Below are 19,094 nucleotides of genomic sequence, written 5' to 3'. Positions count from 1 at the left end.
AGGGTCGCCGAGAACAGCATCCGCTGTCCGTCGGGGCGCACCTGGTCGAGCAGCGCGGTGACCTGGGGCATGAAGCCCATGTCGGTCATCTGGTCTGCCTCGTCGAGGACCGTGATGGCGACCCGGTCCAGGCGGCAGTCGCCGCGGTCGATGAGGTCCTTGAGACGGCCCGGCGTGGCGACGACGATCTCGGCGCCGCCGCGCAGCGCACCGGCCTGCCGGCCGATCGACATGCCGCCGACGACCGTGGCCAGGCGCAGTCGCAGCGACCGGGCGTACGGGGTGAGCGCGTCGGTGACCTGCTGCGCCAGCTCGCGGGTGGGAACCAGGACCAGGGCCAGCGGCTGCTTCGCCTCGGCGCGCTGTCCCGCGGTGCGGACGAGCATGGCCAGGCCGAAGGCGAGCGTCTTGCCCGAGCCGGTACGGCCGCGGCCCAGGACATCCCGGCCCGCCAGCGAGTTCGGCAGCGTGGCGGCCTGGATGGGGAAGGGCTCGTTCATGCCGAGGCTGGTGAGCATGTCCGTCAGCGCGGACGGCATCTCCAGCTCCGCGAAGCTCGTCACGGCGGGCAGCGCGGGGGTGAGCGTCACCGGCAGGGCGAACTCACCCTGGACGGCAGAGGGGCGGCGCCCGTAGGAGCCACCGGAGCCACCGTTGCGGCTCGAACCGCCGGAGCGGCCGGGGGCACCCGAGCGGGTGGGAGCGGCGCCCGAGCGGAAGCGGCCGGCGCCGCCGTTGCCGGTGGAGCCTGAGCCGCCGCCCGTACGTGTACGGGAGTAGCGGTCGTTCGTGCGTGTGCGGTTCATATCCGAACCTTTCTCGATGCGGCACGTATCGAGAATTCTTGGCAGGGGTGACCGCACAGAGAATCGCAAGAACGAGCCGGAATTTCGTTGAACGGAGCCACGCCGGGGCGAAAAGAGCCTGAGCCGGCGTATTTGGTCTCACGTCGCCCGAGGCGGCCGTTGCGGCGGTCCGGGCGGGTCCTGCAAAAAGCAACGAGCTGGGGCCCGCATCCCAAGGAGCGGACCCCAGCTTGTCATGCGCCTAAGCGTCAGGCGGGAGTAATGTTCTCCGCCTGCGGGCCCTTCTGGCCCTGCGTGACGTCGAAGTTCACCTTCTGGCCCTCCTGGAGCTCGCGGAAGCCCTGGGCGGCGATGTTCGAGTAGTGGGCGAAGACGTCAGCGCCGCCACCGTCCTGCTCGATGAAGCCGAAACCCTTTTCCGCGTTGAACCACTTGACGGTACCACTGGCCATTTTGATCTCCTTCGGGGCAATGTGCCCGGAGGTCCGCACTGTGCGCACCCCACGTCGCCGCGATGATTACCCCGTCCGGAAAAGATCCGGAAATACAAAAGCGCACCTACCGGCACATAAAGCCGGAAAGAGCACTTGAAGTCTTTGGGAACCACAACTGCAACTGAGATCAACAGTAGCACGGTGCATGTGGACGAGCACGGCAGGTGTTATCACTCCGCCTGCCGTGCCATAAATACTGACCGCGCATCGGGGCTATTTCTGTACTCGCCGCCATAGATATCGCGCGGATCCCGGCCGGCCCCTCGCGTACGGATTTCCTGGTTTCCTGGTGTCGCCGCCGGGTGCGGCCGCCGCGGCGCACGTACGGTGGCCGCGACGGTTGACGGGTCCTTCTGCCGGTTCCGGTCCTGGGGTGGCGCCATGTGCTGGAGTGCGACGGCCGATCTCGCGGCGGGCGCCGGGATCGCGGCGGTCGGCGTGGCCTGTCTGGCGCGTGTGCGCCGGGCCCGTGATCTCCCGCTCGCCGCGCTGCCGCTGCTCCTGGGCGCCCACCAGATCACCGAGGCCGTCGTGTGGGACGGCGGCGGGGGCACCGGAGCCGCCACGCTCGCCTGGGCGGTGGTGGCGATGCCGCTCCTCGCGGTGTGGGTGCCCCTGGGCGTCCTGCTCGCCGCGCCTCCGCACGCCAGGCGCCGGCTGGTGGTGCCCGCCGTCCTCGGGCTCGCGGTCGCCGGTGTCCTCTCCTTCTACCTGTCCGCGCGGACCGTACGGGCGGAGGTGCGCGGTCACACCGTCGGGTACGTCCTCGACCTCCCGGACGCGGCGGTGGTCGTGGCGGCCTATCTGCTCGCCACGCTCGGGGCCCTGCTGCTGGCCGGCGATCCGCTGCTCCGGCTGCTCGGCGGGACGGTCGCGGCCGGGGCGGTCGTGTGCGCCCTGCTGTGGCGGCTGGAGTTCGTCTCCACCTGGTGTGCGGTCGCCGCGGTGGCGTCGGTCATGCTCCTCGGCTGGGTGGGGCGTACGGTCCGGGAGTTCACGCCCCACGACGCCGGAACACACTGAACTCCCTTACCAGGGGCCCCTGTAGAGGCGGATACGGCCACCGGCGGGGCGGGCTCGGGCCGTTCGGATCCAGGTCCGGGGTGTCAAGGATTACTCAATACACAACAACACACCTTAGGCTGCGGTACAGAGGTCACCCTCGTGGGACAACAGCGGTGGCCCGGAACGGAAGGCAGCCACGATGACCACCACATCCGGAGCACCCGGGAACCCCGGCAGCATCGACGCGACCACCGCGCTGTTGCAGGCCGAACTCCCGCGGCTGGAAGAGCACCAGCAGACACTGGAGAAGGATCTCGCCGCGGTCACCGAGCGGCTCGAGTCCGTGCGCGCCGCGCTGAGCGCGCTGCGGGCCCTGTCCCTCGCGCCCGACCTCCAGGACGCCGAGCAGGCCGCCGCGGCGGCGCCGGTCGCGGAGACCGGGCCGTCGGTGGCACAGGACACCACCGACGTGGCCGTCGAGACGGCCGCCCCCGCGGGTCGCAAGGCGGCCTCCGGCATCAAGCGGAAGCTGCCCGGGGCGGGCCCCAAGAAGCAGGGCCAGACCCGCCCGCCGGCCAAGAAGAACACCGCCTCGAAGCGGGTGAAGGCGGCGAAGCCCGCCAAGGCCGCACCCGTCGAGCAGACGGTGGACGACACGTCCGAGTCGGCCGGTGGCCTCACGGAGCAGGTCATCCAGATCCTGACCGACGCGGGCGACTCACCGGTGCGGGCGCGCGACGTGGCGGCGAAGCTGGGCCGCGACGACAGTCCCGGCAGCATCAACGCCGTACGCAGCACGCTCGACCGGCTGGTGGCCACCTCCCGCGCCCACCGCGCGGGCCGGGGCCTCTACCAGTCGCCGGGCAACTGACCGGGGCGCCCAGGCGGGCGCAGGGTGGGGCAGAACGCTTTTCCGTCCTGATTTCGCAACAGGCCGTGTCCGGCCGGGACAAGATGCGTAATGTCTGGCACCTCGCGCCCGCCTCGTCGTGCGGCGCCCACCCGGAAGCAGGACGTTCTGCCATGCCCCGTACCCGCATAGCCGCCACTGCCGCCGCCACCGCGGCCGCGGCGGCCGCCACGTTGTTCATGTTCCCCGGGCAGGCCCAGGCCGCCGGATCCGTGCATCTCACGAAGATCTGGTACAACTCCCCGGGCTCGGACAGCCGTTCCAACACCAGCCTTAACGGCGAGTGGGTCCAGATCAAGAACACCACCACCAAGTCCGTGAGCCTCAAGGGCTGGACGCTCACCGACGCCTCCAAGCACGCCTATACCTTCGGCACGTTCACGCTCAAGGCCGGGAAGACCGTCACGGTGAAGACCGGCAAGGGCACGAACACCGCCGCGACGGTGTTCCAGAAGCGCGGCGCCTACGTCTGGAACAACGACAAGGACACCGCGACCCTGCGGCGCGCCACCAAGGCCGTACAGGACACGTGTGCGTACAACGCCCCGAAATCCTCCTCCAAGGCCTGCTGAGCCGTAACCGGCCCTCCTTCAACTCGCGCCGCCCCGCCGGGAACTCGACGGCGGTGGCAGCCGACCACTGAGGGAGAAGGTGAGCCGGACGGGCCGTGAGGTCCAGGAGGAGGGCCGTGGTGTTGAAGTGGTACGAGGACGAATCTCTCTGGTCCGACTTCGCTTCCACGATGTTCTCGGCGGACCGGGGTGAGACGGTGGCCGAACTCGTGAGCTCGTCCCCGCTCCTGGACTTCCCGCCGGGCACCCGGGTCCTGGACCTGTGCTGCGGGCCCGGGCTGTTCCTGGTCCCGCTGGCCCGCCGCGGCTACGCCGTCACCGGGGTCGACCTCAGCCCGTCCCTGCTGGAGCGGGCCACGGACGCGTGCGCGGAGGCGGAGGTCGGCGTACGGCTCCTGCGGGCCGACATGCTCGCGTACGCCGACCCCGGCTCGTTCGACGTCGTGCTCAACGTCTTCACGTCGTTCGGCTACTTCGACGACCCCGGGGACAACCTCCAGGTGCTGCGCAACGCGTGGACGAGCCTCGCGCCCGGCGGGCGGCTGCTGGTCGACGTGATGGGCAAGGAGGTGCTGGCCGGCTGGATCGGGCGGCCGCAGGCCGTCGATCTCCCGGACGGCTCGTACGTGGTGCAGCGTGACGTCGTCCTCGACAGCTGGCGACGGCTGCGGACCGACTGGACGCTGGTGCGCGGCACGACGGCCCGTACCGCCTCGATCACCTCCTTCCTCTACAGCGGCGCCGAACTCCACGACCTGTTCGTGGCGGCCGGCTTCACCGATGTCGAGTGTTTCGGCGGCTTCGACGGCTCCCCGTACGACCAGCACTCCCGGCGGCTGATCGTCAGGGGGACCAGGAAATGAGGCCTCGGGACGTCATGGCACCACACCTCGACCACCTCGTCGCCACTCCCCCGGCACCCGCATCCGCTTCCGCGTCCGTGCCCGCTCACGTTTCCACTCCCGGGACGGCGGCGCCGCCCGCGCCCGTGCACGCGCACATCACCGACGCGATGAAGGCCCCGGATCTGGTCGGGCTGGGCGACAACGTCGTGCTGGCCCGGTTCGAGACGATGAAGGTGTACGCGGCGCTCGGCGCCGTCCGCGCCCTGCTGCGCGCGGGCCGGGTCGTCCCGGGCCAGACGCTCGTGGACAGTTCGAGCGGCATCTACGCACTGGCCCTCGCGATGGCCTGCCACCGCTACGGCCTGCGCTGCCACATCGTCGCCTCCACGACCGTCGACGCCGTGATGCGGGCGCAGTTGGAGGTGCTCGGCGCGACCGTCGACCAGATGCCGCCGTCGAGCAGCCTGCGGCTGGACCAGGAGCGGCGGGTACGGCACGTGCGCGACCTGCTCGCGGAGCGGCCGGACTTCCACTGGATGCGGCAGTACCACGACCCCGTGCACTACGCCGGCTACGGCGAGTTCGCCGGGCTGGTCGCCGGCGCCCTGCCCGACGCCGAGCTGACCGTGGTCGGCGCGGTGGGCACGGGCGCGTCCACCGGCGGTCTGGTGCAGGCGCTGCGCGCGGCCGGGCGGTCGGTGCGGCTCGTGGGGATCCAGCCGTTCGGCAGTGTGACCTTCGGCAGTGAGCGGTTCAGCGACCCGGAGGCCATCATCGCGGGCATCGGCAGCTCCATCCCGTTCGAGAACGTGCGGCACGAGCTGTACGACACACTGCACTGGGTGGACTTCCGCCATGCCATGGCCGGTGCGGTGGGCCTGCTGCGGGACCACGCGGTGTTCGCCGGGCTGTCCACGGGGGCGGCGCACCTGGTCGCCTCGTGGGAGGCGGCCCTGGATCCCGGGCGCCTGCATCTGGTCATCGGCGCCGACACCGGACACCGGTACGCGGAGCGGGTGTTCGCCCGGCACGCGGAGGCGCTGGACCGGTCGTCGCTGCGGCCCCGGCGGATCGCGGCCCTGGACGAACTGCGGCCACCGTGGTCGGTGATGGAGTGGGCCCGGCGGGCCCACCAGGAGTCCGGCGCGACGCCGGCGGAGGAGGTCTCATGACGGTGGTGGCGCTGGAAGCGCTGTCCTTCGGACTGGCCAGGACGGCCGCCGCCGCGGCGTCCGCCGGGCACCGGCTGTGCCTGCTCACCGGTGACCGGTCGGTCTACCGGCACGAGCTGGACACACTGCCGGCCGGTACGGCCCTGGACGTGGTGGACGTCGACACGTTCGACGTGGAGGCCACCCGGCGGGCGTTCGCCGCCGTGCCCGGGGTCGCCGGGATCATCAACACCACCGACACGTGGAGTGTGCCGGCGGCGGTGCTCGCCGCCGAGTCCGGGCTGCCGGGACCGGACCCGGAGTCCGTACGGCTGCTGCGGGACAAGGCGCGGGTACGGGATCTCCTGCACGGCAAGGGCCTGGGCAAGAGCCCCGCCCTGCGGGTGGCTCCTGATCCCGCGAGCGCGGCGGAGGTGCTCCGTACGGTCGGCCTGCCCGCGGTCCTCAAGGACACGTCGGGCACCTCGTCGCGCGACGTCTGGGTGGTGAGGGACGAGGAGGCGCTGCGCGCCGCGCTCGGGGAGGCGGGGCGACGCGCCCTCAGCGGGGGGCTGTTCGCCGAGCCGTTCCTGTCGGGTCCGCTCTACAGCGCGGAGACGATCGGTTGGGGCGGGGAGACCCGGCTGCTGGGTGTGCTCAGCCGGCAGACCTCGCGGGAGCCCGCCGTACGGGAGGAGGCCGCGGCCTTCCCCGTCGTGTTCCCGCACGGCGGACTCGGTGAGATCGAGGAGTGGGTGGGGCGGGTCCTGCACACCGCGGGGCACCACAGCGGCTTCGCCCACGTGGAGTTCGTCCTCACCTCCGAGGGGCCGCGGCTGGTCGAGATCAACCGGCGGATCGGCGGTGCGCTGGTCGGCGAGGCGCTGTGCCTGTCGCTGGGGACCAATGTGTACGAGGCCATGATCGAGGTGGCGCTGGGCGTACGGCCCGCGCTGATGGACGCGCGCCTCGGACACACCGGTCCCGCCAGTGGCTTTGTCCTCGTGTACGCGGACCGGCCCGGCGTCCTGAGCGGCTGGCACGGGCTGGACGGGCTGGACGACTACCCGGGCGCGGTGCGGTGGTTCCCGACGCGGGCGCCGGGGGACGGAGTGCGGTACGTGCACGACCAGCGCGGCTGCACGGGCATCGTGCTGGCGGAGGGCGCCACCGCGGAACTCGCGTTGCACCGGGCGCTGAGCGCCGCCGGGGGTGTGCGGGCCGTTGTCGCGGCCGACGACGGCCCGTGAGCGCGGGGCCGGTGGCGGGGGCCGGCGGGCGGCTCTGGTCCGGGCCCCGGTCGTTCCTGCTGGGCGCCTCGTTTCTGATCACGCTGGGCAGCTTCGCCGTCCTGCCGTACATGTCGGTGGTGCTGCACCAGCGGCTGGGGCTCGGCCTCGGCACGGTCGGTGTGGTGCTCGCCGTCGCCTCGCTGGTGCAGTTTTCCGGCGGGGTGGCGGGCGCGGCGCTGGCCCGGCGTATCGGGTTGCGGGCCACGATGCTGGTGGCGCTGGCGGTCCGTACGGCGGGGTTCGCCGCGTTCGTGCCGGGGCTCGGCAGTCCGGTGGCGTCGGTCGGCGCGCTGTTCCTGGTGTCCTGCGGGGCGGCGCTGTATCTCCCGGCGAACAAGGCGTATCTCGTGGAGGGGGCGCCGGAGCGGGACCGGCCGCGCCTGCTGTCGGCGAGCGGTTCGGCGTTCAACGCGGGGATCGCGCTGGGGCCGCCGCTGGCGGCGCCCTTCGTACTGAGTTCGCCGGCCGCGCTCTTCACCGTGGTCAGTGTGTTGTTCGCCGCCGTGGGGGTGGGGCATCTGCTGCTCCCGGCGGTGGTCTCCGCCAAGGCCGCTCCGGAGAAAGGCGCTCCCGACGTGATGCCGGGCGCCGGGGAAGGGGTCCTGCCCTTCCTCGTCACCGTCGTGAGCGTGTACGTCTTCATGTTCTTCCAGCACTACCTGGCGCTTTACGCGGTCCCCCGCACCTCGGCGTCCTTCTACGGCGTCGTGCTGATGGCGTACGCGGGCCTCCTCGTCGTCGCGCAGCCGCCGCTGTCCCGGTGGGTCGCCGGGCTCACCTACCCGGGCGCGATGCGCGTGGGGTTCGGCGCCATGGCGGCCGGTACGGCGGTCATCGGGACGGGCGGGTACGTGGGCATCGGCGCGGGGGCCGCGCTGATCTGCCTGGGTGAGCTGGTCCTCTTCCTCAAGAACGACCTGGAGGCCCTGGCCCGGTCGTCGGCGCCCCCGGCCACGGTCTTCGGCCGGCAGCGACTGGCGGCGGGCCTCGGGGCGTTCGCCAGCGGCGTGGTCGGCGGGCAGCTGTACGGCGTCGCCGAGGAGTCGGGCTCCACAGGGGCGTTCTGGGGTGTGGTGTCCCTCCAGTGTGTGGTGCTGCCGGTGTTGCTGACGGCGGCGGTGCGTCACCGGTACGGCGGGTCCTCCGCGCGGACCGGTGACGCACCGGGCGTCAGGCCGGCTGCGGGGCGAGGGCCGCGCCGTCGGCCTGCCAGACCGAGGTGAGGTCGCGACGGGCCCGTGCGACGCGGGAACGGACCGTACCGACCGGGCAGTCGGCGGCGACGGCGGCCTCCGCGTAGGACAGGCCGAGGAGTTGGGTCAGGACGAAGGCCTGGCGGCGTGGCCCGTTCATCGTGTCGAGGAGGTCGTAGACCGCGACGCTCTCGTCGAAGCCGGGCAGATGGCGTGGCTGGGCGCGCTCGGCGGCCAGCTGCCAGTCCGTGGTGTCGGCGACCCGGGGTCTCGCGGCGGCGCTGCGGTAGCGGTCGACGACGACACACCGGGCGATCGACAGGAGCCAGGTCCTGGCGCAGGAGCGGCCGGCGAACTTGGCCAGGCCGGTCAGGGCCCGTACATAGGTCTCCTGGGCCAGGTCGTCGGCGCCGGGCACGTCGCCGCTGAGGTGGGCGACAAACCGCCGCACGTCGTCGTACGTGGCACGGACGAAGTGTTCGGCGGCCTCCCGGTCACCTCGTCCGGCGGCCAGCGCCCACGCGGTGATCCGGGCGTCCCGGTGGCTGTCGTGGTGGGTAGTGGTGCGCACGGGCGCGGCAACGGGGACCGCGGGCCGGGGAGTTGCGGGGGACGTCGTGGGGGATGTCGTGGAGCATGTCGTGGGAGATGTCGTGGGGGATGTCGTGGGGGGAATCGTGGTCGGGGCAGGGAACATCGCAAAGAGTCCTTCGCGTCCTCGTGGGCCGTCCCTTCGGGATCGGGCCCCCTCGGTGGCCGGACTCCGGGCCGTGCGGGTCACCGGAGCGCGGCATGACGGTGTACTCCCCCGGCCGCGGGCGGGCAGGCGCCGGCCGCCCGGCGGTGTGCCGGGCCATGGGACGGAGGGTCAGCGGCAGGACGGAAGGAGCGGTGGCCCGCGCCGGGAGACGGGGTCCAGCACGATGCGGCGGCCGGGGCGCCGTGGCGCCCGGTACGGGACGGTGGGACGGGCGGCGGGCAGGCGGTGTCCGGTGGCGGAACGGGACAGGACCCACCGGGCCAGCCGGAGCGGGGAGCCGATGAACAGGGCCAGGCTGCGGGCGAGTTGACCGATCGCTGTCTCGCCCCGCCACAGCCACCAGCCGCACAGCAGGCCGGCGAGCACATGGGCGGCCGCCATGCCGGCGGTCGGGGAGTGACCGTCGTACGCCATCGTCAGCGCCATCAGGTCGGCGGACTCCGCGCTCATTTCCTGGTGCGCGTGGGCCATGCTCATCGTCATGCCGGACCGCCCGCCGCCGGAGGCACCGGCCGTCCCCGCCGTAACGGACGCCGGCAGGCAGAGGGGAAGCACACCGAACAGGTAGTGCAGGAGCGCCTGTCCGACCGTGGACGCGGCGACGACCACCGGTGCGCCGTGGGCCCGTCCGGTCAGCCACCAGCCCGCGCCGAGCGCCATCACGAAGGCGCCGCCCAGGGCGGGCAGGGGAACGGGACCGCCGGAGCTGAGCGCGTGGCCGAGCCCGGACACCGCTACGCACACGGCAGCGAAGATCGCGGCACGTGTGAGACGGAGTGCGGGCCCGGCTCTCATGGCGGTCATCGTGCCACCCGCGCGGGAGCATCGGAAAAGGTCAGCCGATCCTGATACGTCGTCAGTTCACCTACTAAGAACGGACAACGCTTCCGTGTGATCCATCTCACACAACGGCGCGGGGAACTTTTCCGGTACGCGGGCCGACTCCTCGGAGGACGCGCGTGTCCCCGCTCCGCCCCACGCCACCGAGAAGGCCGTTGCCCATGAAGCCGACCCCAGCGCCCGCCGACCCCGACCCGGCCGGCCGGCCCGCAGAAGCCGACACCGCCGACCGGTCCGACCCGACCGCGGAGGCCGGGGCCGAACGCACCGCCGGCCGCCCGCAGGGCCGGGTCACACTCCGCTCCGATCTGCGGGCCTCCATACCCGACGGCCTGATCGCCCTGGTGGTCACCGCGGCGGTCTTCGCGCTGATCTACGCCCGTATCAAGGCGAAGACGTCGTCGACCGTGACCGTGATGCCGTTCATGGCCGACGCGGGCGGCTTCTGGATGTACTTCCTCAGCCAGGCCTTCGGCTGGACCGCCCTCCTGTGGGCCTGGACCACCGTCGTCCTCGGACTGCTGCTCAGCGGGTCCACACCCCGGTGGCTGCCGATGTCGGCCCCGCGCCTGGAACGTCTCCACCGCACCACGAGTCTCAACACCATCGCCCTGATCCTCGCCCACGCCCTGCTGTTCGCGGCGGAGTTGGTGCGCCACGACACCGCCCGCTGGAACTCCGCCGTCTACACCGCGTTCGTCGAGGCGTTCGTGCCGGGCGGGTACGACTCCGGGACCGGCGTGTGGGCGATGCCGATCGGGCAGGCCGCGCTCTATGTGGCGATCCCTCTGGGGCTGCTCTTCTACGTCAGGCACCGCATCGGTCCCAAGACCTGGCGGGTCCTGCACCGCTTCGTGATCGTCGTGTACGTCCTCAGCGTGTGGCACACCCTCCTGTACGGCACCAACGTCTGGTACGACGGCTGGTTCCGGACGACCGTATGGCTGCTCCAACTGCCCATCGCGGCCCTCCTGCTGGTGCGCCTGCTGCTCCCCGCGCGCCGCTCCGAGAAGCTGTCGCGGCCCGGTGCCCACAACGGCTCGGCGGCCGGCTGGGCGCTGCGGTTCACCGGCCGGTTCGCGGCAGCCGCCGTCATCGCCGCCCTGCTCGCCATCATGATCAGCGGCAGCGACGGCGGCCGCACGGTCCCGCCGGAGGACACCTCGTCCACCCACACCCACGACTGAGGCACGGGTGGTGGGGGCGGTGCGCCCCCACCACACCTCACGATCCGGGCGGCACGTCCCGGTGGTCGAGGAGGCCGTCCAGCGCGGCGGCGGAGATCGCGTCCGCCTCGCGCTCCCCGAGCGGCGCGTGTCCGGTCATCAGGCGGAAGACCAGCGGTCCGAAGAGGAGGTCCGTCGCCACGTCGGCCGTGATGGACGCGCGCGCGATTCCCTCCGCCTGGGCGCGGCCCCACAGTTCGGCGATGGCGTCGCGCCGGCGCTGGAGGAAGTGGCTCCTGAAGTAGGGGGCCGCTTCGGGGTCGGTGACACAGGCGGCGAGGAGCTGCGCGAACACCACCCCGACGGGTCCCGCGTAGAACGCGCTGACCCGGCGCACCTGTTCGCGCAGATCCTCGCGCGCGTCGCCGCTGTCCGGCAGCGGGACGGCGCGGGCCATCAGCCGGCCGAACGCCTCGGCCGCCACCGCCGTGCGCGACGGCCAGTGTTTGTAGACGGTCGCCTTGCTGACCCCGGACCGGGCACTGACCGCGTCCGCGGTCGCGGCGGGAAGGCCGCCCTCCCCGAGCAGTTCGGCCGCCGCCGCGAGCACGGATTCCCGGGCCCGCACACTGCGGGGGTGGGTGGAGGCGGCCGGCAGGGTGGAGAGAGCGGGGGTTGTCACCGCCGCGTTCCGCTCAGACGCCGGGGACATCGTCGTGGTCCGTGGAGACGGAGACCTCACGCCAGGCCGCCAACTCGTCGCGCATCAGGTCGAGTTTGGCCTCCACCCGGTCCACCGCGTCCGCTCCCAGCTGGAGCCGGTGCGGGGCGTCGGGGTGCTGGCCGAGGCCGACGATGATACGGGCGGCCTTGACCGGGTCGCCGGGCTGCGCGTGATTGACGCGGACGGCACGCTCACGGCTCTGCCCCACGGTCGCCGCGTAGTCGGCGATGACCGTCTCCTCCCGCCGCAGACTCGACGCGTCGAGGAAATCCGTGCGGAAGTAGCCCGGTTCGACGATGGTCACCTGCACCCCGAGGGGCTCCGTCTCCCGCCGGAGGGACTCGGAGAAGCCCTCGATCGCGAACTTGGTCGCCGCGTAGAGCCCCCACCCGGCGACACCGTCGAACCCGCCGACCGAGGTGATGTTGATGATGTGTCCGGAGCGCCGGGCCCGCATGACCGGCAGGACCGCGCGGAGCACGTTGAGGGTGCCGAACACGTTGGTGTCGAACACGGCGCGCGCCGCCTCGTCGCCGACCTCCTCGACCGCGCCGAGCATGCCCTGGCCCGCGTTGTTGACGAGGACGTCGATGCCGCCGAACCGCTCGACCGCCTCGGCGACCGCCGCCTTCGCCCGCGCCTCGTCCGTCACGTCCAGCGGGAGGGCGAGCAGCGCGTCGCCCGCTTCGGGGAACGCCGTGCGCAGCGTGGTGGTGTCGCGGGCGGTGGCGGCGACCTGGTGCCCTTCGGCGAGCGCCGCCCGGGCGATCTCCAGGCCAAAGCCGCGCGAGGCTCCGGTGATCAGCCAGGTACTCATGGCAGCGCCTCCTTGCTCCTGGCCCCACCGGGACCGTTAAGTAAACTGTACGTTCAGTTTACCTGCTGTCGCGCCACTCGCGCGGAGACATGCCGTACGCCTCCTTGAAGACGCGGCCGAAATGGCTGGCGTTGCCGAATCCCCAGCGCCGGGCGACCGACGCGATCGTCACGGTTCCCGCGCCCGGCCGCGCGAGGTCCTTGCGGCAGTTCTCCAGCCGGTGCGTCCTGATCCAGTCGCCGAGGTGGATACCGGAACGCGCGAGGGTCGCGTACAGGTGCCGTACGGACACGTTGTGCTGCCGTGCGACACGCGCGGCGGTCAGGTCGTGGTCGGCGAGATGCGCGCGTACGTACTCCATGATCCGTACGTCCATGGTGGCTTCGAGCGGCTCGCGCGCCGGGCGCGGGTCGGGCAGCCGGGAGGTGAGGGCCGCCCGGATCAGTTCGACACTGGCCGTGCCGACGGCGTCCGCGACCGACGGGTCCGGCACGTGCGGGGTCTGGGCCAGCCGGCGCAGATAGGTCGCCGCGAGGTCGGCCATCGGGTGCTCGGTACCGAACCGCAGCGCGGTGAGCCGCCCGAGCGCGTCCGCCGGGAGGGCCAGATCGCTCTGGGCCATGCGGAAGAAGTGCTGGTGGATCCCCTGCGGCTGGAACAGCGTGTACGGGACGGTGGTGTCGTACACCGCGAAGTCGCCGGGCCGCAGCACCGCCTCGCGGCCTCCCTGGACCACCATGCTGGTGCCGGAGACCTGGAGGCCGAGGAACACGCTGGGCGGCAGATCGTCCCGGGCGAGCCGGGGGGTGCGCCGGACGGTGGTGGCGTCGGCCGCGACGGAACAGACGTTGAGCCGTCCCACGTCGCTGATCACACCGCTCACGGCGATCCGGTCGGGCTCCGGCTGGTGCTCGATCTCGACCCGGACGACTTTCTTCCAGATCGCCTCACGGATCGCCTCGGCCCGCTCGGCCGGCGCCACCTGCTGTACGTCGAGGATGACCACCATCCGGCAACCACCTTCTGAACTCGCTCCACGCTGTCGGCCAGGGCGGCCCGAGTCTAGGGCGTGTCCGCGAAGTGGCGTCGTTCGCCCGCAGGGCGGTCTTGACGGGCTCGCCTTGTCCGGAACCGCCGCGGCCCCGTCCGGCGTTCCCGTAACAGCGCCGTACGGACCGGCGCGTTCCGCGAACCGGACGGGTGGTGGCGATGACCGAGTTGGTTCCCGGCGGGAATCTGCCGCTGCCGGACGGCGCGCTGACGATCCAGGTGCCCGGTCCCTTCGACCTGTCCGTCCTGATCACCGGCGACAGCGGGAAGGTCGCGGGTGACGAGGATTTTGTGTTCTACAACCAGCCGTCGGCCCCCGGGGTCCGGCTGGGCCCCGGCACCGTCCGGGTGGATCCGCGGCGGCTGCGGGCCGGGGCCGGGAGGCTCACCGTCGTCGTGAGCGCGGCCGACCCGGGCGTCCCGCTCGGCCGGCTGCCCGTCCCCGCGCTCACGGTCACCGGGGAGGGCCGGGGAGTCCTGGCCCGGTTCACGCCCGTACGCCCGACGCGTGAGACGGTCCTGCTGCTGGCGGAGATCTACCGGCGGGGTTCCGCGTGGAAGCTGCGCGCGCTGGGACAGGGGTACGCGGACGGGCTGGGCGGGATCGCCCGTGACTTCGGGGTGGACGTGGCGGAGGAGGCGGGGGCGCCCGCCGCGCCTCCCGTACGCGCCGCGACCTCCGCCCGCGCCACACCCGCCAGGTCTGCGAGCCCTGCCCCGCCCGCCCCACCGCGGGTGGCCTTCGCGGACGGTACGGAAGCGGAGTTCGCCGCCCTCGTCCGTACCGAACGGCTCGGTGCCGGCGCCCGGCCCGCGGTCATCGAGCCCCGGCTCTCGGCGGCGGCCCGCGCCCATGCCGAGGCCATGGCACGGCAGGGCAGGCTGGGCGCGGAGGGGCCCGACGGGACCTCCGTCTTCCAGCGGATCACGGCGGGCGGGTACCGCTATCTCCGGATCGAGCAGCAGCTGGTCTCAGGGCCCCGTACACCGGGTGAGTTCCTGGACTACTGCCGGTCCGACGCGTCGACGCGAAGGCCGCTGCGGGACTCCGCGCTGACCGACGCCGGGATCGGCCGGGCGGTCGACCCGCGCTCCGGCGACCTCTACTGGACGGCGCTGTGGGCACGCCCCTTCACCGCCGAGGGGCTGGCCGGGATCACGGCCGAGGTGCTCGCCCTCACCAACGCGGAGCGTGGCGCGGCCGGGCTCCGGCCGCTCGCCCCGGACCGGCGGCTGGCCGGCGCCGCGCAGACGTACAGCGCGGACATGGCCGCGCGCGCCTTCTACTCCCACACCTCGCCCGAGGGGCTCGCCCCGTGGGACCGGGCGGCCGCCGCGGGCGCGCCCCACCGGGGCATCGGAGAGAACATCGCCTGCGGACAGCGCACGGCGGCCGAGGTGGTGGAGGGATGGATGAACAGCCCCGGGCACCGGGCGAACATCCTCAAGCCGGACTTCACACACCTCGGCGTGGGGTACGCGGGCGGCGGCCCGGCGGGCACGTACTGGACCCAGCTCTTCGGCCGGACGTGACGGACCGGAGTGATTCCGCCGGCGAATGGGCACCCATCGGGCCATGGACATGGAACTGAGCGGCAGAACCGCGGTTGTGACGGGCGCCGGCCGGGGCATCGGGCTGGCCGTGACCCGGGCGCTGGCCGCCGAGGGGGCCCAGGTGGTCGCCGGCTCCCGTTCGGTCACCGACGAACTGGCGAAGCTGGCCGGGAGCCACGCCGTGCACCCCGTGGCGGTGGACCTGGCGGCCCCCTCGGGACCCGCCGACCTGATCGCGCGGGCGGTCGAACTCACCGGCGGGGTGGACATCCTCGTCAACAACATCGGGGGGCTGCGGCCCCGTACCGAAGGATTCCTGTCGATCACGGACGACGACTGGGACCACGCGCTGCTGGTCAACCTGATGTCGGCGGTACGGACGATCCGGGCCGTCCTGCCGCACCTGCTCGACCGGGGCGCGGGGAACATCGTGACCATCAGCTCGGTGAACGCCATGCTCCCTGACCCGCTGGTGGTGGACTACGGCGCGGCCAAGGCGGCGCTGACCAATGTCTGCAAGGCGGTGTCGAAGGAGTACGGGCCTCGGGGCATCCGGTGCAACACGATCAGTCCGGGGCCCGTCTCCACGGCGCTCTGGCTCGGTGACGGCGGCGTCGCCGCCACCGTGGCGCGGGCATCGGGGCAGGACCCGGCCGCCGTCGCCGACCACGCCGCGGGCGACTCGGTCACCGGGCGGTTCACCCGCCCCGAGGAGGTCGCCGACCTCGTCGTCTGGCTGGCCGGCGGCCGGGCGTCCAACATCACCGGGGCGGACTTCACCATCGACGGCGGACTGATCACCACCGTCTGACCGAGCGGCCGGGGCCTCCCGCCGGCCGCGCGGAACCTCCCCGATGGTGTGAGACTGCCGGTGAGGAGGTAATGACCGGTGGCCGCCGAATCTTCCGCGACGGGCCCCGGCTCCCGCCCCGCGCTGGGGCCGGGTCCCGGGCCGGGTGAGGCGCTGCTCGACAACCTCCTCAGGGAGGCGCACGGCGCGGCGCCGATGGATCTTCCGGACCTGGTGGACCGGTGCGCCGCGGCGATCGGTCTCCGACAGCTCGCGGTGTACGTCATCGACGTCCAGCAGCATCACCTCGTGCCGCTCACCGACGGACTGCCGTCCCTCGACGTGGATTCCTCGACGGCGGGTGAGGCGTACCGGACGCTCTCCCTCCAGATGGAGGAGAGCCTGCGGGCCGACGAGCTGACCGCGTGGCTGCCGCTGGTCGACGGCGCGGAGCGGCTCGGTGTGCTCGGTATCCGTACGGCGGTGTTCGACGCCACGCGCCTGCGCCGCTGCCGCATGCTGGCCGCCGTGCTCGCCATGGTGATCACCTCGAAGCGGGCGTACAGCGACAGCTTCGCGCGGCGGGCCCGCTCCCAGCCGATGCGGCTGCCCGCGGAAATGCTCCGCGCGTTCCTGCCGCCGCGGACCATCGGCAACACGAAGGTCATCTCGACGGGCGTGCTGGAGCCCGCGTACCGCATCGGCGGGGACGCGTTCGACCACTCGCTGACCCAGTCGACCCTGCACGCGGCGATCCTCGACTCCATGGGTCACAACCTGGCCTCGGGCCTGACGACCTCGGTCGCCATGGCGGGCTGCCGCAACGCCCGCCGGGCCGGGGCCGGTCTGCCGCAGCTCGTCGACACGGTCGACCAGGCGCTCGCGCAGTGGCTGCCCGATCAGTACTGCACCGGAATTTTCAGCCAACTCGACCTGAACGACGGCGTGTTCCGGTGGATCAACTGCGGGCATCCGCCGCCGCTGCTCATCCGCGACCGCCGGGTGCTCGGCCAGGCCCTGGAACGCACCCCCCAGCCGCCGATGGGACTCGCCGCCCAGTTCTCCGACGCGCCGCACGAGGTCAACGAGGTGGCGCTGGAGGCGGGCGACCGGGTGCTGTTCTACACGGACGGGGTGACGGACGCGCGTGACGAGGACGGCACGGAGCTCGGCCTCGAACGCTTCACCGACTCGATCATCCGCGCGACCGCCGCGGGGAAGCCCGCGCCGGAGGCCCTGCGGGTGCTGATCCACTCGATCCTGGACCGGCAGAAGAACCAGCTGCGCGACGACGCGACGATCCTGCTGATCGAGTGGCTGCCCGCCGGCCGGTGATCTCCGCGAGGGTACGGGGTCGGCTCGCGCCGGTCGTACGGTTCAGCCCGTGCCGGTCGTACGGGAAGCGGGCGCGAAGGTGTCCATGACCGACCGCAGCTCGGCGCGGGCGGACTCCAGGTCGCTGATCATGCCGTCGAGGCGGCGCAGCTCCACGCAGAGCGCGGTACGGAGCTGGGGCGCCCCGCCGGGAGAGGCGTCCTCCAGGGCCGGGAGCAGCTCGCCGATCTTCGAGCTGCACAGGCCCGCGCCGTAGAGCCGCTGGATCAGGCCGACCCGCGCCACCGCCTCCGGTGCGAAGCGCCGCCGCCCGCCCGCGTCACGCACACTGCACAGGAGGCCCTGCTCCTCGTAGTAGCGCAGCGACCGCACGCTGACGTCACTCCGGGCGGCCAGCTCACCGATCCGCAGCATGCCCACTCCCCCTGGCTTGCACCTCACACCGACGTGAGGATTTAGCTCAACGGGCATGGGAACAGACCAACGGACACCAGTGGTGCGACAGTTGCGTGTGGTCGTGTCGGCCGCCGACTACGACGAGGCGGTGGCCTTCTACGGGGAGGCGCTCGGCCTCCCGGCCCGGGACGCCTTCGCGGGGGACGGGGGCGCGCGTGTCGTGATCCTCGACGCGGGCCGGGCGACTCTGGAGATCGCCAACCCGGCGCAGGTCGCCATGATCGACGCGGTGGAGGTGGGCCGGCCGGTCAGCCCGCACCTGCGTCTGGCGTTCGAGGTGGACGACGCGGAGGGCTCGACCCGTACGCTCGTCGCCGCGGGAGCGGAGCTGATCGCGGCACCGGCGCGGACGCCCTGGAACTCCCTCAACGCGGACCGCGGCACCCTGCCTTTCGCGTTGGTCGACGTCTTCGGCGAAGCGGCCCTGACCGGCAACCCGCTCGGCGTGGTGGACCTCACCGCGTGGGAGGAGCCGGTGGACGAGGAGTGGCTGCGTGAGGTGGCGCGGGAACTGCGCCAGTCCGAGACGACGTTCGTGCTGCCCGGCCGGAAGGGCGCCGTGCGCGCGCTGCGGTCCTTCACCGCCGGTGGTGTGGAGGTGACGGGGGCGGGACACAACGCGCTGGGTGCGTGGTGGTGGCTGCTGGAGAACGGCCGGGTGGAACGCCCGGCGCCGGGCGCCGGTCCTCTGGTCCAGTGGATCGGTGGGCGTGAACTGCCCGTGCTCGTACGGGAGGACGGCGCCCTGGCGCTGCGGCAGGCGCCCGCCCGGCTGGGCGCGGTGGTCCAGGACGTGGCGGGGCCGACCGAGGCGGTCGGCCTGGCGCCGGCCGACATCGGCGCGCGGCCCGCTCCCCGGGTCGTGGACACCGGGGCGGCCCATCTGATCGTGACCTGACCTCGCACGCGGCGCTCACCCGGGCCGTCGTGCGGAAGGCCGAACTGGTCGCGCTCGCGGGGTCCGCCGGCGCGCAGGGGGTGTATCTGGCGTGGCCGGACACCTCCACGCGCGGGGACGGGGACGGGGGCGGGGGCGGGGACGCGGGCTCCGGGGAAGTGACCGTCCACACCCGGTTCTTCAACCCGGGTGTGGGGCTGGACGAGGACCCGGCCACCGGCAGTGCGGCGGGCCCGCTCGCCGCCCTGCTGTGCGACCACGGCCTGCTGGGGCCCGGGGAGCGACTGACCGTGTTCCAGGGGGCGTCGATGGGCCGGCCTGGGGCGTGTCCGCGAAGTGGGGTCGTTCGCCCGAAGGGCGTGGCCCGCGGCGTCTGGTGCGTGCGATCGCAAGGCGGAGGACCGAGCGTGTACTGGATGTACTCGCTCGGTCCGAC

At 72.7% G+C, this 19,094-nt stretch carries 21 protein-coding genes; 13 read left to right on the top strand and 8 right to left on the bottom strand.

The window, feature by feature from the left end; translation table 11 throughout:
* A partial coding sequence (locus tag ACIO1C_RS35650; RefSeq protein WP_401871919.1) for a DEAD/DEAH box helicase occupies window positions 1-806 on the bottom strand: 806 nt, incomplete at its 3' end.
* A 248-nt stretch (window positions 807-1,054) separates the two neighbouring features.
* A complete protein-coding gene (locus ACIO1C_RS35645) occupies window positions 1,055-1,258 on the bottom strand; it encodes a cold-shock protein (protein WP_401818435.1) in 204 nt (67 codons plus the stop codon).
* Between the two features lie 423 nt (window positions 1,259-1,681).
* Here ACIO1C_RS35645 and ACIO1C_RS35640 point away from each other — a divergent pair, with 423 nt between their 5' ends.
* From ACIO1C_RS35640 to ACIO1C_RS35610, 7 genes are all read left to right on the top strand, one after another.
* A complete protein-coding gene (locus ACIO1C_RS35640; protein ID WP_401871917.1) occupies window positions 1,682-2,323 on the top strand; it encodes a DUF6629 family protein in 642 nt (213 codons plus the stop codon).
* Window positions 2,324-2,504: 181 nt separating this feature from the next.
* On the top strand, window positions 2,505-3,176 hold the full coding sequence (locus tag ACIO1C_RS35635; RefSeq protein WP_401871914.1) for a hypothetical protein: 672 nt from the start codon (window positions 2,505-2,507) through the stop codon (window positions 3,174-3,176).
* A gap of 152 nt (window positions 3,177-3,328) precedes the next feature.
* Window positions 3,329-3,787 carry a lamin tail domain-containing protein gene (locus ACIO1C_RS35630; RefSeq protein WP_401871911.1) on the top strand — a complete coding sequence of 153 codons (459 nt, stop codon included), beginning with the start codon at window positions 3,329-3,331 and terminating at the stop codon, window positions 3,785-3,787.
* Window positions 3,788-3,909: 122 nt separating this feature from the next.
* Window positions 3,910-4,650 carry a class I SAM-dependent methyltransferase gene (locus ACIO1C_RS35625; RefSeq protein ID WP_401871927.1) on the top strand — a complete coding sequence of 247 codons (741 nt, stop codon included), beginning with the start codon at window positions 3,910-3,912 and terminating at the stop codon, window positions 4,648-4,650.
* A 149-nt stretch (window positions 4,651-4,799) separates the two neighbouring features.
* Window positions 4,800-5,804, top strand: coding sequence for a pyridoxal-phosphate dependent enzyme (locus tag ACIO1C_RS35620; RefSeq protein ID WP_401871925.1), 1,005 nt, complete (start codon window positions 4,800-4,802; stop codon window positions 5,802-5,804).
* On the top strand, window positions 5,801-7,033 hold the full coding sequence (locus ACIO1C_RS35615) for an ATP-grasp domain-containing protein (RefSeq protein WP_401871908.1): 1,233 nt from the start codon (window positions 5,801-5,803) through the stop codon (window positions 7,031-7,033). The genes ACIO1C_RS35620 and ACIO1C_RS35615 overlap by 4 nt, the downstream gene beginning before the upstream one ends.
* Window positions 7,030-8,298: an MFS transporter gene (locus tag ACIO1C_RS35610; protein ID WP_401871906.1), complete on the top strand. Its 1,269-nt coding sequence runs from the start codon at window positions 7,030-7,032 to the stop codon at window positions 8,296-8,298. Before ACIO1C_RS35615 ends, ACIO1C_RS35610 begins: the two co-directional genes overlap by 4 nt.
* Here ACIO1C_RS35610 and ACIO1C_RS35605 read toward each other — a convergent pair.
* Together ACIO1C_RS35605 and ACIO1C_RS35600 are read right to left on the bottom strand one after the other, a co-directional pair.
* Entirely contained in the window at window positions 8,246-8,839 is a 594-nt protein-coding gene (locus ACIO1C_RS35605; RefSeq protein WP_401871905.1) for a sigma-70 family RNA polymerase sigma factor, read from the bottom strand. The two genes, ACIO1C_RS35610 and ACIO1C_RS35605, sit on opposite strands and share 53 nt — an antisense overlap.
* 297 nt (window positions 8,840-9,136) lie before the next feature.
* Window positions 9,137-9,772, bottom strand: a complete 636-nt coding sequence (locus ACIO1C_RS35600; RefSeq protein WP_401871903.1) for a hypothetical protein — start codon at window positions 9,770-9,772, stop codon at window positions 9,137-9,139.
* A gap of 257 nt (window positions 9,773-10,029) precedes the next feature.
* Between ACIO1C_RS35600 and ACIO1C_RS35595 the strand changes: the two genes are divergently transcribed.
* A complete protein-coding gene (locus tag ACIO1C_RS35595; protein ID WP_401871900.1) occupies window positions 10,030-11,055 on the top strand; it encodes a ferric reductase-like transmembrane domain-containing protein in 1,026 nt (341 codons plus the stop codon).
* A gap of 37 nt (window positions 11,056-11,092) precedes the next feature.
* On the opposite strand, the gene ACIO1C_RS35590 is transcribed toward ACIO1C_RS35595, so the two are convergent.
* The 3 genes from ACIO1C_RS35590 to ACIO1C_RS35580 are packed head-to-tail and all read right to left on the bottom strand — an operon-like array spanning window position 11,093 to window position 13,584.
* Window positions 11,093-11,716: a TetR/AcrR family transcriptional regulator gene (locus ACIO1C_RS35590; protein WP_401871898.1), complete on the bottom strand. Its 624-nt coding sequence runs from the start codon at window positions 11,714-11,716 to the stop codon at window positions 11,093-11,095.
* A gap of 13 nt (window positions 11,717-11,729) precedes the next feature.
* Window positions 11,730-12,575, bottom strand: coding sequence for an oxidoreductase (locus ACIO1C_RS35585; protein WP_401871895.1), 846 nt, complete (start codon window positions 12,573-12,575; stop codon window positions 11,730-11,732).
* 58 nt (window positions 12,576-12,633) lie between these two features.
* Window positions 12,634-13,584 (bottom strand): helix-turn-helix domain-containing protein, encoded by a 951-nt coding sequence (locus ACIO1C_RS35580; RefSeq protein WP_401871892.1) that lies wholly within the window; start codon window positions 13,582-13,584, stop codon window positions 12,634-12,636.
* Between the two features lie 200 nt (window positions 13,585-13,784).
* On the opposite strand from ACIO1C_RS35580, the gene ACIO1C_RS35575 reads away from it, so the two are divergent.
* From ACIO1C_RS35575 to ACIO1C_RS35565, 3 genes are all read left to right on the top strand, one after another.
* Window positions 13,785-15,158, top strand: coding sequence for a CAP domain-containing protein (locus tag ACIO1C_RS35575; protein WP_401871889.1), 1,374 nt, complete (start codon window positions 13,785-13,787; stop codon window positions 15,156-15,158).
* Between the two features lie 43 nt (window positions 15,159-15,201).
* Window positions 15,202-15,990 carry an SDR family NAD(P)-dependent oxidoreductase gene (locus ACIO1C_RS35570; protein ID WP_401871887.1) on the top strand — a complete coding sequence of 263 codons (789 nt, stop codon included), beginning with the start codon at window positions 15,202-15,204 and terminating at the stop codon, window positions 15,988-15,990.
* Between the two features lie 123 nt (window positions 15,991-16,113).
* The gene (locus ACIO1C_RS35565; protein ID WP_401871922.1) at window positions 16,114-17,304 is read left to right on the top strand and encodes a PP2C family protein-serine/threonine phosphatase; all 1,191 of its coding nucleotides are present in this window, start codon (window positions 16,114-16,116) and stop codon (window positions 17,302-17,304) included.
* A 42-nt stretch (window positions 17,305-17,346) separates the two neighbouring features.
* On the opposite strand, the gene ACIO1C_RS35560 is transcribed toward ACIO1C_RS35565, so the two are convergent.
* Window positions 17,347-17,718, bottom strand: a complete 372-nt coding sequence (locus ACIO1C_RS35560) for a MerR family transcriptional regulator (protein WP_401871884.1) — start codon at window positions 17,716-17,718, stop codon at window positions 17,347-17,349.
* An 82-nt stretch (window positions 17,719-17,800) separates the two neighbouring features.
* Between ACIO1C_RS35560 and ACIO1C_RS35555 the strand changes: the two genes are divergently transcribed.
* Window positions 17,801-18,658 carry a PhzF family phenazine biosynthesis protein gene (locus tag ACIO1C_RS35555; RefSeq protein ID WP_401871882.1) on the top strand — a complete coding sequence of 286 codons (858 nt, stop codon included), beginning with the start codon at window positions 17,801-17,803 and terminating at the stop codon, window positions 18,656-18,658.
* A gap of 29 nt (window positions 18,659-18,687) precedes the next feature.
* On the top strand, window positions 18,688-19,094 hold a 407-nt coding region (locus tag ACIO1C_RS35550; protein ID WP_401871879.1), incomplete at its 3' end, for a PhzF family phenazine biosynthesis protein.

The organism is Streptomyces sp. NPDC087420, from assembly GCF_044744165.1.
GTDB lineage: Bacteria > Actinomycetota > Actinomycetes > Streptomycetales > Streptomycetaceae > Streptomyces.
Note: the sequence above shows the minus strand (reverse complement) of the source record. Positions and strands in the feature narration are given on the sequence as shown.

Excerpts from the sequence above, each read along its gene's own strand:
- ACIO1C_RS35645 (WP_401818435.1), bottom strand. The coding sequence starts at position 1,258 with ATGGCCAGTGGTACCGTCAAGTGGTTCAACGCGGAAAAGGGTTTCGGC.
- ACIO1C_RS35640 (WP_401871917.1), top strand. The coding sequence starts at position 1,682 with ATGTGCTGGAGTGCGACGGCCGATCTCGCGGCGGGCGCCGGGATCGCG.
- ACIO1C_RS35635 (WP_401871914.1), top strand. The coding sequence starts at position 2,505 with ATGACCACCACATCCGGAGCACCCGGGAACCCCGGCAGCATCGACGCG.
- ACIO1C_RS35630 (WP_401871911.1), top strand. The coding sequence starts at position 3,329 with ATGCCCCGTACCCGCATAGCCGCCACTGCCGCCGCCACCGCGGCCGCG.
- ACIO1C_RS35620 (WP_401871925.1), top strand. The coding sequence starts at position 4,800 with ATGAAGGCCCCGGATCTGGTCGGGCTGGGCGACAACGTCGTGCTGGCC.
- ACIO1C_RS35615 (WP_401871908.1), top strand. The coding sequence starts at position 5,801 with ATGACGGTGGTGGCGCTGGAAGCGCTGTCCTTCGGACTGGCCAGGACG.
- ACIO1C_RS35595 (WP_401871900.1), top strand. The coding sequence starts at position 10,030 with ATGAAGCCGACCCCAGCGCCCGCCGACCCCGACCCGGCCGGCCGGCCC.
- ACIO1C_RS35585 (WP_401871895.1), bottom strand. The coding sequence starts at position 12,575 with ATGAGTACCTGGCTGATCACCGGAGCCTCGCGCGGCTTTGGCCTGGAG.
- ACIO1C_RS35580 (WP_401871892.1), bottom strand. The coding sequence starts at position 13,584 with ATGGTGGTCATCCTCGACGTACAGCAGGTGGCGCCGGCCGAGCGGGCC.
- ACIO1C_RS35575 (WP_401871889.1), top strand. The coding sequence starts at position 13,785 with ATGACCGAGTTGGTTCCCGGCGGGAATCTGCCGCTGCCGGACGGCGCG.
- ACIO1C_RS35570 (WP_401871887.1), top strand. The coding sequence starts at position 15,202 with ATGGACATGGAACTGAGCGGCAGAACCGCGGTTGTGACGGGCGCCGGC.
- ACIO1C_RS35560 (WP_401871884.1), bottom strand. The coding sequence starts at position 17,718 with ATGCTGCGGATCGGTGAGCTGGCCGCCCGGAGTGACGTCAGCGTGCGG.